This window comes from Streptomyces sp. NPDC005496 (assembly GCF_042872045.1).
Classification (GTDB): domain Bacteria; phylum Actinomycetota; class Actinomycetes; order Streptomycetales; family Streptomycetaceae; genus Streptomyces.
This window is the reverse complement of sequence record NZ_JBIAJQ010000006.1, coordinates 523,713-541,749: the sequence shown is the minus strand read 5'-3', so window position 1 is coordinate 541,749 and position 18,037 is coordinate 523,713. Positions and strand designations below refer to the sequence as shown.

16 protein-coding genes and 2 pseudogenes are annotated in these 18,037 nt (G+C 69.9%); 9 read left to right on the top strand and 9 right to left on the bottom strand.

What is annotated here, in order from left to right; translation table 11 throughout:
• Positions 1 to 296: 296 nt before the first annotated feature.
• The 3 genes from ACFYQQ_RS21500 to ACFYQQ_RS21490 are packed head-to-tail and all read left to right on the top strand — an operon-like array spanning position 297 to position 5,043.
• The gene (locus ACFYQQ_RS21500; protein ID WP_355789550.1) at positions 297 to 1,670 is read left to right on the top strand and encodes an ATP-grasp domain-containing protein; all 1,374 of its coding nucleotides are present in this window, start codon (positions 297 to 299) and stop codon (positions 1,668 to 1,670) included.
• Entirely contained in the window at positions 1,667 to 3,676 is a 2,010-nt protein-coding gene (locus tag ACFYQQ_RS21495) for a PEP/pyruvate-binding domain-containing protein (RefSeq protein ID WP_355789547.1), read from the top strand. Before ACFYQQ_RS21500 ends, ACFYQQ_RS21495 begins: the two co-directional genes overlap by 4 nt.
• Positions 3,673 to 5,043 carry an MFS transporter gene (locus ACFYQQ_RS21490; protein WP_388904977.1) on the top strand — a complete coding sequence of 457 codons (1,371 nt, stop codon included), beginning with the start codon at positions 3,673 to 3,675 and terminating at the stop codon, positions 5,041 to 5,043. Before ACFYQQ_RS21495 ends, ACFYQQ_RS21490 begins: the two co-directional genes overlap by 4 nt.
• Positions 5,044 to 5,168: 125 nt before the next feature.
• Here ACFYQQ_RS21490 and ACFYQQ_RS21485 read toward each other — a convergent pair whose 3' ends face one another.
• From ACFYQQ_RS21485 to ACFYQQ_RS21465, 5 genes are all read right to left on the bottom strand, one after another.
• Positions 5,169 to 5,789 carry a hypothetical protein gene (locus tag ACFYQQ_RS21485; RefSeq protein ID WP_356242474.1) on the bottom strand — a complete coding sequence of 207 codons (621 nt, stop codon included), beginning with the start codon at positions 5,787 to 5,789 and terminating at the stop codon, positions 5,169 to 5,171.
• A 745-nt stretch (positions 5,790 to 6,534) separates the two neighbouring features.
• Positions 6,535 to 7,611, bottom strand: coding sequence for a saccharopine dehydrogenase NADP-binding domain-containing protein (locus tag ACFYQQ_RS21480; protein WP_356242477.1), 1,077 nt, complete (start codon positions 7,609 to 7,611; stop codon positions 6,535 to 6,537).
• Complete coding sequence (locus tag ACFYQQ_RS21475) at positions 7,608 to 8,093, bottom strand: SRPBCC domain-containing protein (RefSeq protein ID WP_355794544.1); 486 nt, start codon at positions 8,091 to 8,093, stop codon at positions 7,608 to 7,610. The genes ACFYQQ_RS21480 and ACFYQQ_RS21475 overlap by 4 nt, the downstream gene beginning before the upstream one ends.
• Positions 8,090 to 8,929, bottom strand: a complete 840-nt coding sequence (locus ACFYQQ_RS21470; protein ID WP_355794546.1) for an oxidoreductase — start codon at positions 8,927 to 8,929, stop codon at positions 8,090 to 8,092. The genes ACFYQQ_RS21475 and ACFYQQ_RS21470 overlap by 4 nt, the downstream gene beginning before the upstream one ends.
• On the bottom strand, positions 8,926 to 9,504 hold the full coding sequence (locus tag ACFYQQ_RS21465; protein ID WP_356242483.1) for a helix-turn-helix domain-containing protein: 579 nt from the start codon (positions 9,502 to 9,504) through the stop codon (positions 8,926 to 8,928). Before ACFYQQ_RS21465 ends, ACFYQQ_RS21470 begins: the two co-directional genes overlap by 4 nt.
• 185 nt (positions 9,505 to 9,689) lie before the next feature.
• Between ACFYQQ_RS21465 and ACFYQQ_RS21460 the strand changes: the two genes are divergently transcribed.
• Together ACFYQQ_RS21460 and ACFYQQ_RS21455 are read left to right on the top strand one after the other, a co-directional pair.
• Positions 9,690 to 9,923 (top strand): hypothetical protein, encoded by a 234-nt coding sequence (locus tag ACFYQQ_RS21460; RefSeq protein ID WP_355795488.1) that lies wholly within the window; start codon positions 9,690 to 9,692, stop codon positions 9,921 to 9,923.
• Positions 9,920 to 10,102, top strand: a pseudogene (locus tag ACFYQQ_RS21455) (nitronate monooxygenase); the annotation flags it as partial. The gene ACFYQQ_RS21460 and the pseudogene ACFYQQ_RS21455, both read left to right, overlap by 4 nt.
• Positions 10,103 to 10,155: 53 nt before the next feature.
• On the opposite strand, the gene ACFYQQ_RS21450 reads toward ACFYQQ_RS21455, so the two are convergent.
• The gene (locus tag ACFYQQ_RS21450) at positions 10,156 to 10,332 is read right to left on the bottom strand and encodes a hypothetical protein (protein ID WP_388904990.1); all 177 of its coding nucleotides are present in this window, start codon (positions 10,330 to 10,332) and stop codon (positions 10,156 to 10,158) included.
• 17 nt (positions 10,333 to 10,349) lie between these two features.
• On the opposite strand from ACFYQQ_RS21450, the pseudogene ACFYQQ_RS21445 reads away from it, so the two are divergent.
• Together ACFYQQ_RS21445 and ACFYQQ_RS21440 are read left to right on the top strand one after the other, a co-directional pair.
• Positions 10,350 to 10,861, top strand: a pseudogene (locus ACFYQQ_RS21445) (NAD(P)H-dependent flavin oxidoreductase).
• 786 nt (positions 10,862 to 11,647) lie between these two features.
• Positions 11,648 to 13,261 (top strand): choice-of-anchor Q domain-containing protein, encoded by a 1,614-nt coding sequence (locus tag ACFYQQ_RS21440; RefSeq protein WP_388904976.1) that lies wholly within the window; start codon positions 11,648 to 11,650, stop codon positions 13,259 to 13,261.
• A gap of 281 nt (positions 13,262 to 13,542) precedes the next feature.
• On the opposite strand, the gene ACFYQQ_RS21435 is transcribed toward ACFYQQ_RS21440, so the two are convergent.
• The 3 genes from ACFYQQ_RS21435 to ACFYQQ_RS21425 form a co-directional block, all read right to left on the bottom strand.
• Positions 13,543 to 14,205 (bottom strand): GAP family protein, encoded by a 663-nt coding sequence (locus ACFYQQ_RS21435; protein ID WP_355785992.1) that lies wholly within the window; start codon positions 14,203 to 14,205, stop codon positions 13,543 to 13,545.
• The gene (locus tag ACFYQQ_RS21430) at positions 14,202 to 14,744 is read right to left on the bottom strand and encodes a TetR family transcriptional regulator (RefSeq protein WP_355785989.1); all 543 of its coding nucleotides are present in this window, start codon (positions 14,742 to 14,744) and stop codon (positions 14,202 to 14,204) included. The genes ACFYQQ_RS21435 and ACFYQQ_RS21430 overlap by 4 nt, the downstream gene beginning before the upstream one ends.
• 81 nt (positions 14,745 to 14,825) lie before the next feature.
• Positions 14,826 to 16,094, bottom strand: coding sequence for a tannase/feruloyl esterase family alpha/beta hydrolase (locus ACFYQQ_RS21425; protein WP_355785986.1), 1,269 nt, complete (start codon positions 16,092 to 16,094; stop codon positions 14,826 to 14,828).
• A gap of 209 nt (positions 16,095 to 16,303) precedes the next feature.
• Between ACFYQQ_RS21425 and ACFYQQ_RS21420 the strand changes: the two genes are divergently transcribed.
• Both ACFYQQ_RS21420 and ACFYQQ_RS21415 read left to right on the top strand, forming a co-directional pair.
• Positions 16,304 to 17,389, top strand: coding sequence for a histidine kinase (locus tag ACFYQQ_RS21420; RefSeq protein WP_355785983.1), 1,086 nt, complete (start codon positions 16,304 to 16,306; stop codon positions 17,387 to 17,389).
• Entirely contained in the window at positions 17,383 to 18,024 is a 642-nt protein-coding gene (locus ACFYQQ_RS21415) for a response regulator transcription factor (protein WP_355785980.1), read from the top strand. The genes ACFYQQ_RS21420 and ACFYQQ_RS21415 overlap by 7 nt, the downstream gene beginning before the upstream one ends.
• Positions 18,025 to 18,037 lie beyond the last annotated feature (13 nt).

Here is an 18,037-nt window from a genome sequence, read left to right as displayed (position 1 = left end):
CGGGTGGGTGCGAGGGCGGTTCGCGGCAGGGTGCGGAGGCCGGGGGCGGCTTCACCGGCTTCGCAGGACTCGCACGTACGCGCAGATCGTGCGGGTGGCCCGGCACGGTGTGCGACTCAGGCATTTGCCTGAACCGCGGGCGTCTTGTTCGGGGTTGGAGGCGGGTGCCGCCTGGTCCCCTTGAGTGTGCGGGTGAACACGCTTCCGGCGTTGACCGCAAATGTCCCCCAGGCCCGTCACCGCACCAGCGGTGCGGTCAAGGGTCCATACCGAGTGAGTGAATGGAGACGGTTTCTGTGAGCACGGTGCTGTTGGTGCATGCCAAGGGTGGTCCGCCGCTCGGTCATGTCCTGTCGCGGACGACTGCGAAGGCGGACGTGCACCTGCTGGCGCTCAGCGCTCTTCCGCCTGCCGTGGCGGGTGCCGCCGCCGGACTGTGCGCCTCGGTGGTGACGCCCGGCGACACGGAGTGCTCCGACCTGGTGTCCTTGATCGTCGCGCGGGCCGGGGAGGTGGGCGCGGACGCGGTGCTCACGTTCTCCGAGTATGCGGTCGTCGCCGTCGCCGCGGCCTGCGAGGAACTCGGACTGCCGGGGGCGGGCCGTGCCGCCGAACTCGCGCGCGACAAGCGGCTGATGCGCAGCACCTGGGAGCAGTACGGCCTGCCGCAGCCCGCGTTCCGCGCGGTCGCCACGGAGGCGGACCTGAAGGCGGCGGTGGACTCCCTGTCCTGCCCGCTGCTGCTCAAGGCGGCCTGGAGCGCGGGGTCCACCGCGCACCAGATCATTCACTCCCCCGGTGAGGCGTCCGCCGCCTGGGCCCGATCTCGTGAGGTCATGGCGGAGTCGGCCCGGCTGGGATACGCGGAGCTTCATGTCGCCGAAGCCAATGCCGACTTCGTGGTGGAGGAAATCGTCAGCGGTACGGCCGTGGACTGGTTCGAGGAGCCCGGCTGGGGCGACTACCTCAGTGTCGAGGGTGTCGTGGCGGGCGGAGTCTTCCACCCCGTCTGCCTCAGTGGCCGGATGCCCACCGTAGAGCCGTTCACCGAGCGCGCCGGCATCACCCCCGCCCTGCTCTCCGCCGACGCTCAGGACCGCGTTGTGGCCCTGGCCCGTCGCGCCGTCGACGCGCTGGGCCTGCGCGACTGCGGGACACACACCGAGATCAAGCTCGGCCCGGACGGCAGCATGTGGCTCATCGAGACGGCCGCCCGGTTCGGAGGTGCGATGACGGTGCCGCAGATCGAGGAGGTCTTCGGACTGGACCTGGTCGGCATGCTCGTCGATCAGCTCCTGGGGCGGCCGGTCGCGTGGCCCGAGCAGGCTCTGACGCCCGCGCAGGCGCGCGGTGCGGCGGGTTCCCTGGTCGTCCTCGCGGTCGACGAGCGGGGCGAGGCCTGGCAGGACCGCCGGGTGTGGGACTTTCCCGTGGTCGCCTCGAAGGTGCCGCTGAGCCCAGGCAGCGAACTGTCGGTGGTGGCGGAGAGTTCACTGGCCGACGGCAGCGTCGTACCGGTCTACGACCCGGCCGCGGGCGCCAACACCATGGCCGCCCTGTGTCTGTTGTTCGCCGCCGACCCGCGGGCGGTGCTCCGGGACTTCGAGACCCTGGTGAACGCCCTGCCCCGGGTGCTGCCCGCCGCGCGGTGCGAGGAGGTCCGGGCATGAGCGCCCCACTGGTCACCGGTGCCGCCGAGCCGGCCACGGACCGCACGGTCGTCGGCGAGAACCTCTCCCTGCCGCTCTTCCGGACACTGTCGGGGGTTCTGGCCGGTCATCCTTATCTCAAGGTCGTCGTCGACCGCGGGCAGGACACCTGGCACGTGCTCGACACCGGCGCGCACCCCTTCCACGTCAACTACGTCGCCACCCGGGTGCTGGGGATGGACCTCGCCACCCTGGACGAGGATCTGGACGCGTTCAACGCCTCCGTCTACACCGACCCCGGGCGGCGCTTCCTGCTCGGTGTGCTGTCCCTGCACAGCGAGCGGGACCCGGAGGGCCGCGAACGGCTGTTCCTCGTCCTGGAGACGACCGAGGCCGACACCATGCGCGGCGAACTGCTGCAATTCTTCTATGAGTTCGTCCGTGCGCGGGTCGACAGCCGGCTGCCTCTGCTGCTCAAGCCCGCCAACCACGGGCAGGAGGAGGAGCTGTCGGCGATCAGCGAACAGCGTGTGCCGCGCATCCTGAGCCATGAGCTGTTCGGGTCCCGGGAGCGGACGCCGCTGAACCCGGGAGAGGCCACCGGGCGACTGCGGTTCTTCCGAACGCACCAGGAGTACGCGGCGGCGGAGGCGGGGCTGGGCTGGTCGGACATCGTGGCGATGTCGTGCCTGCCCGACGACGTGCCGCGGGTCGCCGGTTTCGTCAACACCGCTCCGATCACGCCGCTTTCGCACACCAACGTCCTTGCCTCCGGCTGGGGCATCCCCAATGCGATCGTGCGTGACCTGGAACAGCTCGTCGAGAAGGACGGCCTTGACGGCGCGTGGGTGCGCTACCGGGTCGGCGAGGACGAGATATCCCTGCAGCCACTGGGTCACGAACCCGACCTGCGGGCCCCGGCCTGGCATCAGCAGCGCATCCGCCTCGAACCGCCGTTGCTCGAGGACGCCCCGGTGCTGTCCCTGCACCGGCTGCGTAGCGCCGACCGCGACCGCTACGGCACCAAGGCGGCCAACCTCGGCGAGCTGCACCATGTGCTCGACAGCCGTACGGCGGACCTGACGTCCTTCTACGGACGCCCCCGGCCGCCGCGCGAGGACCTCTACGGGCACCTCGCGGCCCGTCTCGGGGTGAGTACGCCCTCCGCCGAACAACTACGCGCCAGGGCAGCCGACTTCGTGGCCGGCGCGGTCAGCGCCCCGGAGGGGGTCGCCGTTCCCTTCGCGCTCCAGCAGCGTTTCCTCGCCTCCTCTCCCGTCCTCCAGCAGGCCATCGGCAAACTCAAGCTGGCGCTCGAACTCGACGCCACCGACGTCCTGGACTCGCTCTGCCTGCACCTGCAGCACCTGATCCGGCACACGCCTGTTCCCGAGGAGGTCACCCGGCAGATCGACCATGCCTTCCCCGCCACGGCGGCTTCGCGCGGACGTCTGGTGGTGCGCTCCTCCTCCAACGCCGAGGACCTTCCGGGATTCTCCGCAGCGGGTGTCTACGACTCCGTCACCACCGTCCAAGGCACCGGCCAACTCCTCGACGCCCTACGTCAGGTGTGGGCCTCCCTGGTCTCGCCGCGCAGCGTGCGGCTGCGCCACCAGGTCGGCATCTCCCTTGACGACACCTACATGGGCGTGATCATCCAGGAGTACGCGCCGGCCGTCCTGGGGGGTGTCCTGGTGACCTGCAATCCGACCCGCCGGGAGGACTTCCGCAACGTCTACCTCAACTGCTCCCCCGGCTCCCCCGAGCAGGTGGTCGAAGGCTCGGTCCTGCCCCAGCAGTACCTGTACAACACGGTGGAGGGCGGCGGCCGTACCGTCGCCCTGGGCTCGTGGGGCGAGCGGCTGTCGGCAGCCACCCGCGCCCGGCTCGCCGACCTGTCCCTGACCGGACGGCTCCTGCAGTCCCACTTCAGCGGCGCAGACGTGGACAAGCCGCTCGACATCGAGTGGCTGATGACCGAGCAGGGCGACTTCCGGCTGGTCCAGATCCGCCCCTACGCGCTGTGAGGACGCGTCCTGGCCGGCCGCACTTCGGCACGGGGGCGGACGCGGGCCCGACGGACACCGCCCGCCGGATCATCCGGCTCAACTACGGCTTCCAGCTGCTGTTCAACCTGCTGTGGTGGATGCCGGTGTTCTACGCCTACCAGAAGGCGGCCGGCCTCTCGGACGGTCAGATCTTCGGCATCCAGAGCATCTACTACGTGGCGTTCTGCCTGCTCGAGATCCCGACCGGGCTGATCGCCGACCGGATCGGCACACGCAACTGCCTGCGGGCCGGAGCGGTGGTCATGACGGCGGCGAACCTGATCCCGGTCGTCAGCGCCTCCTACACCGGCTTCCTCCTGCACTTCCTGGCCATCGCCGCCGGCCGGTCGCTGACATCGGGGGCGGCGAGCGCCTATCTGTACGACGGGCTGCGTGCGGAGCAGTGCGATGAGCATTATCTGCGGGCGGAGGGCACCGCGCGGGCTCTGGGGCTGGCGGCGAAAGTCGTGTGCTGGCCGCTGGTCGGGCCGCTGATGGCCCTCGCCCACCCGGCGCCGTACGTGCTCAGCGCGGCGAGCGCGGCGGGCTCCCTTGTCTGCGCCGTGCTGTTGCCCCGGCTCGCGAAGGGGGGCGGCGGTGCCGACAGGGGACGGCGGGGCGGGGCCTTCCTGCGGGACGCCGGTACCGCGCTGCGCTGTCTCGCCTCCTCGCGGTGGCTGGCCCTGGTGATGGTGCAGGGCGTGGCGGTGTTCACGCTGTCCCGGATCTGCCAGGTCAACCTCTTCCAGCCGATCCTGTTGGACCACGGCATCGCCGAGTCCTCGCACGGTGGGGTGCTGGCCGCGATGACGGTGGCGGAAGCGGTGGCCTCGGCCCGTCCCCAGTGGCTGAGCCGCCGGTTGCCGCCGGTCGCCTGGGTGTCCGTCCTCAGTCTCGCGCTCGCGGGCACCCTGGCGGCGATGACGCTGGGTGGGCCGTGGGCTGTGGTCGGGCTGCTCTGCCTGTTCGCCGCCGCCACCGGTTTCGCGTTCCCCGTCCAGCGCAAACTGGTCAACGACGCGGTGCCCGCGCACGCCCCGCGGGCCACGCTGCTGTCGGTGGAGAGCATCGTGGACCGCGCGGTGTGCGCACTGGCCGCGATCGCCGCGGGCGCGTACCTGTCGGCCGGACGCCTGGACGCGCTGCTGTGGCACAGCGCGCTGGCGACGGCGGTGCTGCTCGGGGTCTTCCAACTGCTCCTGCGCAGCGGGGTGGTCGCGCGGGACCGGCGCAAGGTGCAGGCGGTGCCGGCTCCGGGGGCCGACGGCGCCGGGGCCGGGGGTGCCGATGTCGCGGACACGGAGGACGGCGGCGGCGCGGGGGCCGTCGGCCGGCTTCCCGGCTGAGCCGGACGGGCGTCGTGGGTCGCGGCCGGTCCGGTGGCCCCGGCGCCGGGTTCCGGTCCGACGCCGTACGCACCGCGGGCGAAAGAGGGGCGCAGGACGCGGGTCACGTCGGGCTGCGCTCAGCGTCACCGTCGGCCGAGGAGTTCGACCAGCCCGGCCGGCAGGAACGCGGGCCGGTGGGGCCGGCCGACCTGGTACGCGACGAAGCCCAGCGAGGCGGCGACGGTGACCTCCTGGTCCGTCTCGGCCTGGTAGACGACCCGGCACTGACCCGAGTCGGCCTTCGCGCGCTGCCACAGGACCGGAGAGGGCTTGCGTTCGGCTTCGGTGCGCGGCGTGCGGATCCGGTCGCCGAAATCCTCCCAGGCGAACGGCACCGGGCCCCGCCACGCCGCGTCGACCTCCGCCTTCAGCCGGGCGGCACGCTCGGCGTCGGTCGTACCCCAGGAGGGCGGCACGTTGGTGATCAGGCCGACTCTGATGCGGTGTTCCCGCAGTGTCCGCAGATACGAGGCGGCACCGCTCAGGTAGGTGGTGCCGCCGTCGTCGGCGGTGTGCACCAGGGTCTCCCCCAGGTCGAAGTACACAACAGGGCAACTGCGTTCGCCGGAGGGTGCACTGGGAACTGTGCCCGTGTCCGTGCTCGCGGCCCCGGGGGCGGCCGCGGCCGCCGGGGCGCCGAGCAGCGTCGACACCAGGACTGCGCCCAGCGCGAGGCGCGTACGGACCGAACTATTGGAGGTCATATCACCGTCACCCTTCTCTTGCTGCGGACATGACAGACTATCCGGCCGACGGCTCAGCGCAGGATGAGCGCGTCATTCGCTTGATGTCGTCGATCGTAGGACGGCCTTCTCCACCGCCCGGACGTGCTCCTGGTCGGCTTTGCCGGGCAGGTGGCAGCTGGCTTTCCCACCGCTTGCCCCAAGAACCCCGGCCGGCCCGGGCGCGGGCCGTACCCCAGTTATCGTCTTCGTGGTCCTGCAAGAAGCTGATGTCGAGATCTTCAGGACGTGCTGGTGGACCGCCCTCTGTGATCACCGAGCAGGCGGAGCGGGACAGCCGGCGCCCACACCGGGCGAGCCAGGCCGCGAACTCGCGGGGGCACCTGCAGATCGAAGCCGTGAGGGTCCGCCGCCCCTGCCATCGACGGCGGGGAATTTGCCAGAGCCGTCACCGTGTGCCTTAACACTCACCGACCTGAAGGTCTCGTACGTCGGCGATCGGCACACGTAACACTTCGGCGTGGGCGAGATCCACTGCGACACCGAGATCCTCCGCGGCGCGTCCCTTCAACGATTGGGGGAAGCCAAAGCCTGCGGTCCTACGGCAGGTTGGCCACGCCGAGCCGGCGGCCGGAGGCCCGCTGTTTCATGCCGGACACATGAGCGAGGAAGGGGCGCCGAACCCGGGCCGCTCACACCGTCCCTGACCGTACGGTGACGACTAGGCCCGAACGCCGAGAGGCGATTCACCCGTCCGTCAGCCCCCTCAATGCGGGCCGTGCGTCTCTGCGATGTCGTGGCGGCTGACGCCGGGGATGCTGAGGACGAGGTCCGGGCCGTACTCGGACGCCGGCGTCCTGAAGCCGGGCGTGCAGCGGCTGTCGAGGACCTGTTGCAGGACGGCGATCGCGGTACGGGCGGTGAATTCGTAGGCCTCAGGACCGTGGAGTACGGCTGTGGCCTGCCTTCCGTCGGGGGCGGTGACCTGGGCCCACACCTGGCTGCTGCCTTTCGCCAGGTCCGTCTCACTGGGACCCGAGGGCAGGCGCCGGACCAAAGCGCTGGTAACGGCCCGCCAGGGAGCGGAGGTGAAGACGCCGGGGGTTCTCGCAGCGACGGACATGAGGACGCGTACAAGGGCGGGAAGGGCGGTGTAGGTGTCGATGGTGGAGATGCCGGTGGAATGGGCCGCGGTCAGAAGGTCCGCGCGCCAGGGATTTGTGGCGACGGTGGTGGGCCCGTCGCCGAAGTCGACCTTCTTGGTGGTGGCTGCTGCCCACTGCCGTTCGTAGACGCCGTCGCGAAGACGGACACCGGTGCGCGGAAGGTCGCGCAACAGCGTCGCGGCGGTTCCGCGGGAGACGCCGCCGACGGTCCGGAACGCGATCTCGAGCCGGTGGGCGTCCGGCACGCGGCCGTGCAGATGCACGGCAAGGCTGTCGGTGGGAACGACACCGAATCCCACACCGGGCATGAGCATGACGTGACTGTCCCTGGCCTGGCGGTCGAGGTCGGCGGCGAGGCGGAACTCCGGCACTTCGCCGGCCAGGTCGAGGTAGTGGGTGCCCGTGAGCAGGCATGCGTCGATCAACGGCGCAGCCGTCCGGTCGAAGGGGCCGGCGCTGTTCAGGACGACGGAGACCCCGTCCAGGGCATTCCGCACGGCAGCCGGATCGTCCAGGGAGAAGGCGCGGACGGGCAGGTCGAGTTCACGGCCGACTTCGGCCACGGCAGTGGCGTCGCGGCCGGCGAGCAGGGGGCGCATGCCTGCTTCGGCTGCGCGACGGGCGGTCAGGCGCCCCATGTAGCCGGTGGCGCCGTAGATCAATGCGGTCGAACTCATGCGAGGTTCCTTCGTGTGTGGCGTACCAGGCCTTCCAGCCAGATCTGGTGCCGGCGCTGTAGGGCGCGACGCATTGCGGGTGCCGCCAGGCGTGCGGCCGGGCCGTGTTGCACCTCTTCCGTGACGAGATGGGTGCCGCCGCCCGCAGTGGGGTGCAGTGCCCAGCGGTGGTAGCCGGCGGCGCCGAGTGCTCGGCCGTCCCAGGCCAGGCGGGACTCCGGGACACATTCACGCACGGTGCTCTCGATGCGCAGGTGGAACGTGGTCCAGGTGAAGGTGGTGCCAAGGGCGAGGTGGCGTTGCCCTGGCGGAAGGACGACGTGACGGGCGTTGGCGTACCACGTCGGCCAGTTGGCGGCGGCGAGGAGGACGGGCCACAGGTCGTGCGGAGACAGGTCGGTGGTCACATCGTTGTGCACGGCGAGCGCGCTGCGGTCAGGCTGGTGCGCCGGCGGCCAGGGCCAGGGGTGGGTGACGGTCACGCGGCGTTGCGGTACTGGAGCTTGAGGTAGGCGTCGAAGGCCCGGGCGCCGAGGATGCGGCGGGAGTGGACGAGGGCCTTGGCCGCAGGGGTCACTACGTAACGGGTGCGCGGGCGGCGCGCGGTGACGGCGTGCGCGATGGCCTTGGCGACGACCTGCGGCGGGGCCGACAGCAATGTCGAATCGTAGGAGGTGCGCATTTGTTCCTCGTTGGCTGCCGCGAGGGCACCATATGGTCCGTGCGGAACAGCCGAGGACGCCTGGGTCTTGGCGGCGACCTCGCCGAACCCGGTGCGGATCAGGCCGGGTTCGATCAGGCTGACCTTGACGCCGAAGGGGGCCGTCTCGAAGCGCAGCGCGTCGGTGATGGCCTCGACCGCGTACTTGCTGGCGTGGTAGTAGCCGCCGACGGGGAACACGAGTCGTCCGCCCATGGAGCCGATGTTGACGATGCGGCCAGTTCCGGCGGCGCGCATCCCGGGCAGGACCAGCTGGGTCATGCGGGCGAGACCGAAGACATTGGTCTCGAACTGGCGGCGGACGCCGTCCAGGCCGGTTTCCTCGATGGTCCCGTACTCGCCGTATCCGGCGTTGTTGACCAGAACGCCGACGTGCCCGTGGCGCTCCTCGACGGTGTTCACGGCTGCCCTCATCGAGTCTTCGTCCGTGACATCAAGCGCGAGGGTGTGGGCGCCGGCGGCCGCGAGGTCCGCGAGGGCCTCCGGATTGCGGGCTGTGGCGTAGACGGCGAGGTCCGCGCGGCGGCTGAGGAGTTCGGCTGCGGAGCGCCCGATCCCGGAGGAGGTGCCGGTGATCAGAACGGCGGTGGTGGTCATCGGTGGTCCTTGGTTGTGTCGGCGGCCGCGAGGCCGGAAACGATCAGGGTGACGCCCAGATGCAGGCGGCGGCGGGGTGTGCTCGGGTCGGTGAGGTCCGCCTCGAGACCACGGGTGAGTGCGAGAAGGAGATGGGCGATCTCGTCTGCGTCGGTGCGCGGGCACGTCTGCGCGAGTGCACCGGCAAGGAGGTCGATCATCGCCTCGTCATAGCTGGCGAGGAGGTCCGCGGACAATCGGGCGTCGACGGCGAGCAGTTCGGCCGCATGGGCGGGACTGTCGCGCCATACCGTGGCGACCAGGTTCAACTTGGCCTCGAGAACACCGACGAGCTGTGCCGCCAACTCCGTCTCGTTCGTGATCGCCGCGCGTGAGGCGGCAAGCGCGTCGTCGAGCAGATGCTGGACGAGCCGCTTGAAAGCGTCCTCCTTGTTGCGGACGTACTGGTACACGGCAGGTCGTGACATGCCTGCCTGGCGGGCGAGGTCATCCATGGTCGTGCGCCGCACCCCATGCCTGGTGAAGCAGGTGTAGGCGGCTTGCAGGATGGTATGGAGCCGGTCAGCGTCAGACATACTGACACTCTAAGCATGAAATGTCAGATGGTCAATCGGCGATGCGGTCATTCGGCCACACGCGCGCCGACACCGCCCCCGCAAGGGCACGCGGCGGCTTACCGACGTCATTAGTCGACCGGCCGCCTATAGCGAGGAGTGATCCGGCTTGTCGCAGCACGCAAAGCGAAGGGGTATGCATATTCGTGCCACCTACCGTCGTCGCCGCGCGCCACAGCGACCGCTGCCCCGGACGGAGCGACGCAGCCGACGCGGCCATCCTCGATGTCGTGCCCCCGCCCCCGTGCCACCTGCACCCCGGCCAAGCCCTCACCGGCTCTGTCCTGCGCACCGACTACCACCTGGGCTCCCACGTCGCCCGCCCCGCTCCTCAGCTTCGCCCTGGCCGCGAGGCCACCGCCCTGGCGGTGACCGCATGAGCGCCCCCGGTCGTCTGGGCGAGTTGCTGGGCATCGATCACCCCATCGTCCAGGGCCCCTTCGGTGGCGGACTCTCCTCCGTCGCCCTCGCCGCCGCTGTCAGTGAGCGTGGCGGCCTCGGCTCCCACGGGGCGCACATCGTGACCCCGGACGCCATCACGCGTCTCGTCAACGAGTTGAAGGCCGCCACCAACCGACCGTTCGCCGTGAACCTATGGGTACCGCTGGAGGGCTATCGCTCGTGCCGGACCGCACCGTCTTCTCGGCCCATACCGAGCGACTCCGTTCCTACTACTACGACCTCGGTGCCGCCGCCTCCGACTACGAGGCCGTCGAAGCCCTGCCCGGCTTCGAAGACCAGATCGACGCGCTCCTCGCCACCCGCGCCGCCCGTCATCAGTTTCGTCATGGGCATCCCTCCCCACCGTGTCGCCGGAGAGGCGCGCCGGCGAGGCATCGCCCGGGATCGGCACGGCGACGACAGTGGACGAGGCCGTGGCCCTGGAGGACGCAGGCCTCGACGCGATCGTGGCCTCGGGCAGTGACGCGGGCGGACACCGCGGGGCGTTCCTCGCACCCGTACGGGAGTCGCTGGTCGACGCCTTCTGGCTGGTACCGCAGATCGCCGATGCCGTGACCGCTCCCGTCATCGACGCCTGGGGCATCGCGGACGGCCGCGAATCCGGGCCGCCCTGGCCCTCCGCGCCGACGCCGTGCAGATCGGCACCACCTTCCTCGCCACCAGGGAGTCCGGCGCGAGCAGCACCCACAATCGTCAGCTCGGGACTCCGGCAGCGCGCACCACCGCCCTGACCCGGCTCTTCTCCGGCCGGACCGCCCACGGGATCGCAAACCGGTTCGTCCGCGAGATGGCGGCACACGTGGACGCCGTGCCCCGTTCAGAGCGCCCTGATGCGGCCGATCCCCGAGGCCGGTAGTGAAACGCAACAGCGCACCGGCAGTGTCAGCGATACCCGGCCGATTGCCGATTCGCTTGCTCTCGCGGGTTCGCACAAAGCCACAGGCGGCTTCTGAGAACCGCAACCTCAGCCTTGCTCCGCCGGCGACCCACGACGCGCGGGGGCGGATCCGCTCCGACTGGAGGGCGACGGCTGCACAAGTCGTCCTACGAACGGAGCGACACGTGACCGCCCGGAATCAACGAGGCCGCATCGTAGCGAATGCGCGCAGCTTGCCTACGACCGAGCGACTGCCGCGACCCCGGTGCGCTCCGAGCAAACCGGACAACGCGGCGGCTCACGATCGATCGGGCCGGGCTGGCCTGCGGATCGTGCGAAGCGGCAGCGATGACGTGTCGAGGACTGCCGCCTGGTGTCGCCCGCAAGTTCGCCCCGTGGGGGGCGAGTTGCGGGAGTGACGTTGGCAGACTTCTGCCACGGATGCAAGACATCACGAGCACCTAGAGCGCGCAGCCTTAGCGCAACCTTAGGGGTTCCTGAGCAGAGGCTTCACGGAGCGCCCGGAGCCCTGAATCGGACTTACGTTGGCATCCACTCAACCGTGACGACCTCTTGTGCCGTGCCGGGCCGAAGTGTTCAGCGGGGCACACCTCAGGTGGGACTGCGCGGCCTGGTGTCTCCCCGTTTCAATCGCTTGTGAAGTCTTGTGTGAGACGGATAGCGGCCCCGTCGCTCCGGCCGGGGCAAGACGGGGCGAAGGGGCAGGCAGCCGTCCGCGCAAGCGTCCTTGGAGAAAAGGCAGCAATGAAACACACCAGCGCATACGTAGTGTCAGCGGTGCTCATCGGTTCGGCGATACCCCTGGGTCTGGGAGGTTCGCAGACGGCACAGGCCGCTTCCCATACTTATTACGTCAGCCCCAGCGGCTCCGACCGCAACTCGGGGACCTCACAGGCCAAGCCGTTCCGCACGCTCCAAAAGGCCGCCGACAGCACCGCGCCCGGGGACACCGTCTCCATCATGAACGGCACCTACCGCGAACGAAACGGAGGCGCGGACGTCGTGGTGATCTCCCGTTCCGGCCGGGCCGGGGCCCCCATCACCTTCCGGGCCCACCCCGGGCACCACCCCGTCATCAATCCCGTCACGGCGTGGAACGGCATCCGCATCAACGGGGCGTCCCACATCGTCGTACGCGGACTGGAGGTCAAGGGCAACAACGCCAATATCTCCCTCGCCGAAGCCGAGCGCGGCGCCAGCACCAGGAAGGGGAAGTACAACGGCAACTGCATCTGGGCCGAGCCGAACAAGTCCTCGGGCGCCAGGCCCCATCACATCGACATCATCGGCAACACCGTGCATCACTGCCCCGGCCTGGGAATCGGATCGCGCGGCGCGGACTACATGACGATCGACCGCAACCACGTGTACTCGACCTCGTGGTACACGGTCTTCGCCACCAGCGGCATCTCGATCCTGGCCGCACAGGACGTCGATCGGGGCGACGGCAAGAAGTACAAGATCCGAGTCACCAACAACACCGTCCACGACAACGAGACCAAGGTGAAGTGGGAGCAGTGCAACTGCTACTCGGACGGTAACGGCATCATCATCGACACGCTCAAGGGCAAGGCCAAGGCCGGAGAGCGCGGCCCCGACTACCAGGGCCGGGTCCTGGTCGCCAACAACGTGTCCTACAACAACGGCGGCTCCGGCATCCACTCCTTCAAGAGCCAGCACGTCGACATCCTGCACAACACGGCCTATCAGAACGGCCGCAGCACCCGCATGGAGAGCTACGCCAACATCTACGCGCACAACAGCACGGACGTGAAGATCCTCAACAACGTCGCCTACGGCCGCCCCGGCCAGGCCACCAACTCCAAGCACAACAACATCAACGTCACCTACGACTACAACGTCTACTACGGCGGCAAAGCCCCAGAGGTGAAGGGCGCGCACGACATCGTGGCCAACCCGCGGTTCGTCAAGCCCGGCAATGGCGCCGGAGCCGACTTCCGACTGCGCAAGGGCTCCCCCGCCATCGGTTCGGGCAAGCCCCTGCACCAGGTCCCCACGGACATCACCGGCGCCCGCCGGGCCACCGGCGCACCCGACCGCGGAGCGTACGCTTCGACCGCGAGCGGTGCCGCTTCCACGCTCGGCAAGGCCGGACCCGACGCCACGGCAGGGGCCAAGAACGACAAGTCTCAGGCTCCCTCCGAGAGGACCGCCGAAGGGACCGCGAACGTCAAGGACGGGACTGACGCCGGCACCGGAAACGACGCCCGGACCAACGGTGACAGCAAGCCGCTGGCCGAGACCGGAGCCGGCGTCGGAGTACCCCTCGGTATCGGCGCCGCAGCGCTGGTACTCGGCGCAGCGATCATGTTCCTGATCCGCCGCAAGCGCTCCTGACGTCCTCGGGTCCCACTCCGGCCCCCGCTGCCCGGGCATCCCCCAGCCCGGGCAGCGGGCTACACCACTCGCGAATGCCGCCGTCCTCGCGGGCGTGGACGTTCCTGGCCCGTCTGGGCTTCGATGAAGACGCTTTGTCGACTTGGCCCACGCGGGTTCCGCCAGCAACGACGGCCTGACGTCCACGCCCTACGAGTCCCGGTGCCCGGTCCCCAGATCACCGGGGCTCCCCGTCGCCGCGTCGGCGCACGCGGCTGTGCGTGCCTGCGTGCCCCTGCGCATCACGCCGTGACGGCGATCGCCATGACGCTCGAGGCGACGGCGAAGGCTACGGCGACCAGCACATTGCGGGGCTGCTTCTTCTCGGTGCCCAGGCGTTCGTAGAGGCTGCCGAGACGGCGGCGTACCCGGTCACCATGGGTGGCGCCGGCGATGAGGAGCAGCAGGCACGGCAGACAGTAGACCAGCGCATAGCCGGCGATGATCAGCAATGCGCTCGTGGTGCCCACATCGGCGTTGACGATGCGCTCGATGGCGATGAAGTACGGGAAGGCATTGGGCAGGTCCGCCCCGGTCATGAGGAGCCCGAGTACGGCTGCGGTCAGCGGGTTGACCCAGCTCGGCACGGTCACCGCCGGGCGGATCCGTGGCCGCAACCGGCGCAGCCCCGCCACGGCGAGCGCCACGGCGGCCACCGTGAACGCCGTCCGTCGCAACCAGACAAGGCCGTCGCCGACGGCGTCGGCAGCGGCGTCGGCGCCCACATACACCAGTGCCCCGAGTCCCAGGACCGTCAGATAGGCGCCGACCGTGAACCCGGCGGCTTTCCGGACGGGATGTGCCCCTGGGGCGAGCAGCAGCAACGCCACCCCCGCGATCGTCGCGGGATTCAGCGCGTCGAGCAGAGCCAGGCCGGCGACACCCGCGAGCAGCGCGGCGGTCACGGCCGTTCCCCATCGGCCGGCGCGCCCCGGACGCCGAGGTGGCGCAGGAGCTCCTCCACTTCGTCGGCCGTCGCAGGTCGACCGGTCAGGGCGGCCATGAACAGTCCGTCGCCCACGAGCCGTACCGTTCGGGCCTGGACCGGGTCACCCAGCTCGGCGGTCAGCATGTCCTGCCAGCGTTGCTCGGCGTCGGCGACTTCGCCCGGCAGATCAAGCTCCCCCGTGGTGGTCAACCGCAGCATCGACACCATGGCCCGGTACAGCGTGCGCTCACTGGGGCTCGGCACCGACAGCCTCAGCCAGGCGGCGGCCATGAGTCCGTCGGCCGCTGCCGCCGTCAGCCGCTCATCGAAGCGTCGCACCGCTCGCGTCACCAAGGCGCTCAGCAAGGCCTGCTTGTCGAAGTGGTAGAGAAGTCCGCCCTTGCTCACGCCTGCCGCGGCGGCCACGGCGTCCAGCGCCGGCGGCACCTGGCCGGAGGTGATCAGTTCCTCTGCCGCATCGAGGATTCGCTCCCGTGCGGTTCCCTTGGTTCCCATACCAGCAACTGTACCGTCTGGACGGTACAGTAGCTCGTTGATCGGCCGATCATGCTGTTCCGGCTGGAGTCGGGTGCGTGGTCAGGAGCGACGTGTCGACGCTTCGAGGTCCCTAAGCGCCGCCGTGAAGTTGCCGAGCATCGGGCGCAGGCGGTCCGGGTCGAGGGCGACGAGGCCATCGGTGTGCGCGCCGCCGGGGACAGTCACGTAGCGGTGCAGGCGGGCACGACCCGCGTCGGTGACCATGCGGTGGTAGACGTCGCCGAAGGCGGCCGGCGGGGTGAGCGCGTCGAGGTCGCCCTGGATGCTGATGAGCGGACGCCGGATGTTGCCTGTGAGCGCGATCCGTTGCACGGCCTGGTGCACCGCGCGGGGGCGGGAGGCGAAGTCGTAATCGGTGTCGCAGCCGCCCCCGGTGCCTTCAGGGCAGAAGGGTGTGCCCGCCTGCGCGGGCCCGTCGTAGCCCGGGTCGAGTTCCTCACGGATCACCCGCTGGAGGAGGTCCCACTGGTTCTTGTGGTGCCAGTCCCACTGGCGCTCGGAGCCCTCGGGATAGCCCGTGGCGAGCATCGTGGCATGGGCTGAGCGGTCCCCTTCCTGCAGGCGTGGGTAGGCGCGCAGAGCCGGGGGGAGCGTGGCGAGCAGGCCGCCGTCAGCGGTGAAGGCGAGGGCGTTCCAGTCAAGTCCGCCGGTGTAGAGGTCGGGTCGGTGTTCGAGCTGCCAGCGGACGAGATACCCACCCGCGGAGAGGCCCGCAGCGTAGGTGCGACTTGGCGTGCGGCCGTAGTGCTGATCCGCCACCCTCCGGGCAGCGACCGTGAGTTGGGTGACTCTGCGGTGCCACTCCATGATGGCGTCCCCGGGACGGTCACCGTCCTTGTAGATCTCGGGGCCGGTGTTCCCCTTGTCGGTGGCCGCGTACGCATAGCCCTTCGCAAGGACCTGATCACTGATGATGCGGTCGTTGGCGTACTGCTCACGCAATCCCGGCGGACCCGCGACGACGAGCCCTCCGTTCCAGTCGTCGGGCAGCCGGATGACGAACTGACTGTCGTGATTCCAGCCGTGGTTGGTGTTGGTGGTTGAGGTGTCGGGGAAGTAGCCGTCGATCTGGACCCCGGGGACCCCGGACGGGGTCGTGGTACCCGGGGCTTCCAGTCCTGCCCAGTCGGCGGGATCGGTGTGCCCGGTGAGGCGTGTGCCCGTGGTGGTCAGGTCGGTGAGGTGAGCGGTGACGGTCCGCTCGGCGCCGGGGACCCGAAGGTCGGGGGGGCCGGTCCTGGCGGACGCCGGAGCGGCAAGGAACGGCGCCATCAGCAGGGACACGATGGCCACAGTACGGAGGTGCATGGGTCCTCATCTCTAGTGGTGACGCCGAGAAATCTAGAAAGCGCAGGTCACCGCGAAGAAGTACGAGAAGGCACGGAGGTGCGCCTCCGGAGGGCACATGACCTTCGGCCACACTTCGCGGCCTCTTCCCACGCCCGGTACGGCTGCGCCGCCGCGGCCGCGTACGCTGCTGAGACCCCGCTTGCGCCTGGAACTGCCGAGGAGGGCCGATGCCGCGTCCTGTGCCCTGGATATCCGCCCTCCTGTACGGGGCGGTGCTCGCAGGAGGTCTCTACTACGCCGCGGTCAGTTCTGCCTTCGACGGGCGCACGGCCGCCTTCGCGGCGCTGCTCTGCGCGCTGGCGGTCCTCGACGGGCGAGTGTGGCGATGCCCTGTGGGCGCCGTGTTCGCTCTCAGGGCCGCTCTCCTGTGCGCGGTGGTGGTTGTCGACACTTCGGGGCTCTCGCGGGTGCTGTTCGTGCTGATCCCGTTCCTGGGATTCTTTGCGTTCGGGCCGGCCGTCGGGATCGCGCTCGGCGCGAGCTGTGTGGTCCTGCTGGCGGGCGCGTTCACGCTGTGGGTGCCGGGCTGGGAGGTACGCGCCGAGTACATAGGTGACCTCGTGATGTTCGCCTTGGGGGTCGTACTGGCGCTGGTCACAGCGGCGGTTGCCGTGCGCGAGCAGCAGGCCCGTGACCGGCTGGAAAGCACACTCGCGCAGATAGCGCAGTTGTCGGCGGCCCGCGAACGCAATCGGCTGGCCCGCGAGATCCACGACAGCCTCGGACACCATCTGACCGCCATCGGCATCCAACTGGAGAAGGCCGAGGCGTTCGCCGCGCTCGATCCGGCATCCTCCGCGCAAGCGGTCTCGCATGCCCGTTGGTCCGCGAACAGGGCCCTTGAGGAGGTCCGGGTCTCCGTACACGCCCTCGGGGCGCAGGCGGAGTCCCAGCCGGTCGGTCTCTCCAGGGCGCTGGCCGATCTCGTCCACCACCTGAGCGGTGGCGGTCGCCGGATCTCCCTGGAGGTGTCGGGCACCGAGCGGCGGCCGCTGCTGGTGCTGTACCGGGCGGCTCAGGAGGGCCTCACCAATGCCTGCCGGCATTCAGGCGCCACCGATATCGGCGTGACGGTCCACTACGACGACCACGGTGCGCGCCTGTGCGTCACGGACAACGGAGGCGGACTGGGCGGTGCGCGGGAGGGCTTCGGACTGACCGGACTGCGGGAGCGGGTCGCGTCGGTCGGCGGGACCGTGGCTCTGGAGAGTTCGGACGCGGGCACCACCCTGAAGGTGCACGCCCCGTGGTGAACGAACCCGTGCCGGGGGCGCCGGACGTACGTGTCCTCGTGGTCGACGACCAGGACCTCGTCCGCGAGGGCATCGCCGCACTGCTGGGCATCCAGCCGGGCATCGAGGTGGTGGGAAGCGCGCGAGACGGTGCCGAGGCCGTGGAGGAGTCCGTGCGGCACCGCCCCGATGTGGTGCTGATGGACATCCGGATGCCGCGCATGGACGGGGTGGCCGCCGCGGCGCTGCTTCGCCGACGGGTGCCCGCGTGCCGGATCATGATGCTGACGACCTTCAACGACGACGAGTATGTGGGTCAGGCACTCAAGGCGGGGGCGGTCGGCTATCTGCTGAAGAACCTGCCCGCGGCGGAACTCGCCCAGGCAGTCCGTCTGGCGCACGCGGGTGTCGCCCAGTTCGATCAGGGGGTCGTCGCAGCGCTGGCCGCCGGCATCCCCACTCCGGACGTGCTGACGCCCCGGGAGACGGAGGTGCTACGGCTCATCTCCGCGGGCGCCACGAACAAGGAGATCGCTGGCCGGCTCTACTTGAGCGAGGGCACCGTCAAGAACCACATATCGCGCATGCTGAGCCGGCTTGGTCTGCGCGACCGGACCCAGGCCGCGCTGTACGCCCGCGAGAACGGTCTGATCTGACGCATGCCCCCTG

Coding starts and splice junctions, on each gene's coding strand:
- ACFYQQ_RS21495 (WP_355789547.1), top strand. CDS start 1,667: ATGAGCGCCCCACTGGTCACCGGTGCCGCCGAGCCGGCCACGGACCGC.
- ACFYQQ_RS21485 (WP_356242474.1), bottom strand. CDS start 5,789: ATGACCTCCAATAGTTCGGTCCGTACGCGCCTCGCGCTGGGCGCAGTC.
- ACFYQQ_RS21480 (WP_356242477.1), bottom strand. CDS start 7,611: ATGAGTTCGACCGCATTGATCTACGGCGCCACCGGCTACATGGGGCGC.
- ACFYQQ_RS21470 (WP_355794546.1), bottom strand. CDS start 8,929: ATGACCACCACCGCCGTTCTGATCACCGGCACCTCCTCCGGGATCGGG.
- ACFYQQ_RS21465 (WP_356242483.1), bottom strand. CDS start 9,504: ATGTCTGACGCTGACCGGCTCCATACCATCCTGCAAGCCGCCTACACC.
- ACFYQQ_RS21450 (WP_388904990.1), bottom strand. CDS start 10,332: ATGACGAAACTGATGACGGGCGGCGCGGGTGGCGAGGAGCGCGTCGAT.
- ACFYQQ_RS21440 (WP_388904976.1), top strand. CDS start 11,648: ATGAAACACACCAGCGCATACGTAGTGTCAGCGGTGCTCATCGGTTCG.
- ACFYQQ_RS21430 (WP_355785989.1), bottom strand. CDS start 14,744: ATGGGAACCAAGGGAACCGCACGGGAGCGAATCCTCGATGCGGCAGAG.
- ACFYQQ_RS21425 (WP_355785986.1), bottom strand. CDS start 16,094: ATGCACCTCCGTACTGTGGCCATCGTGTCCCTGCTGATGGCGCCGTTC.
- ACFYQQ_RS21420 (WP_355785983.1), top strand. CDS start 16,304: ATGCCGCGTCCTGTGCCCTGGATATCCGCCCTCCTGTACGGGGCGGTG.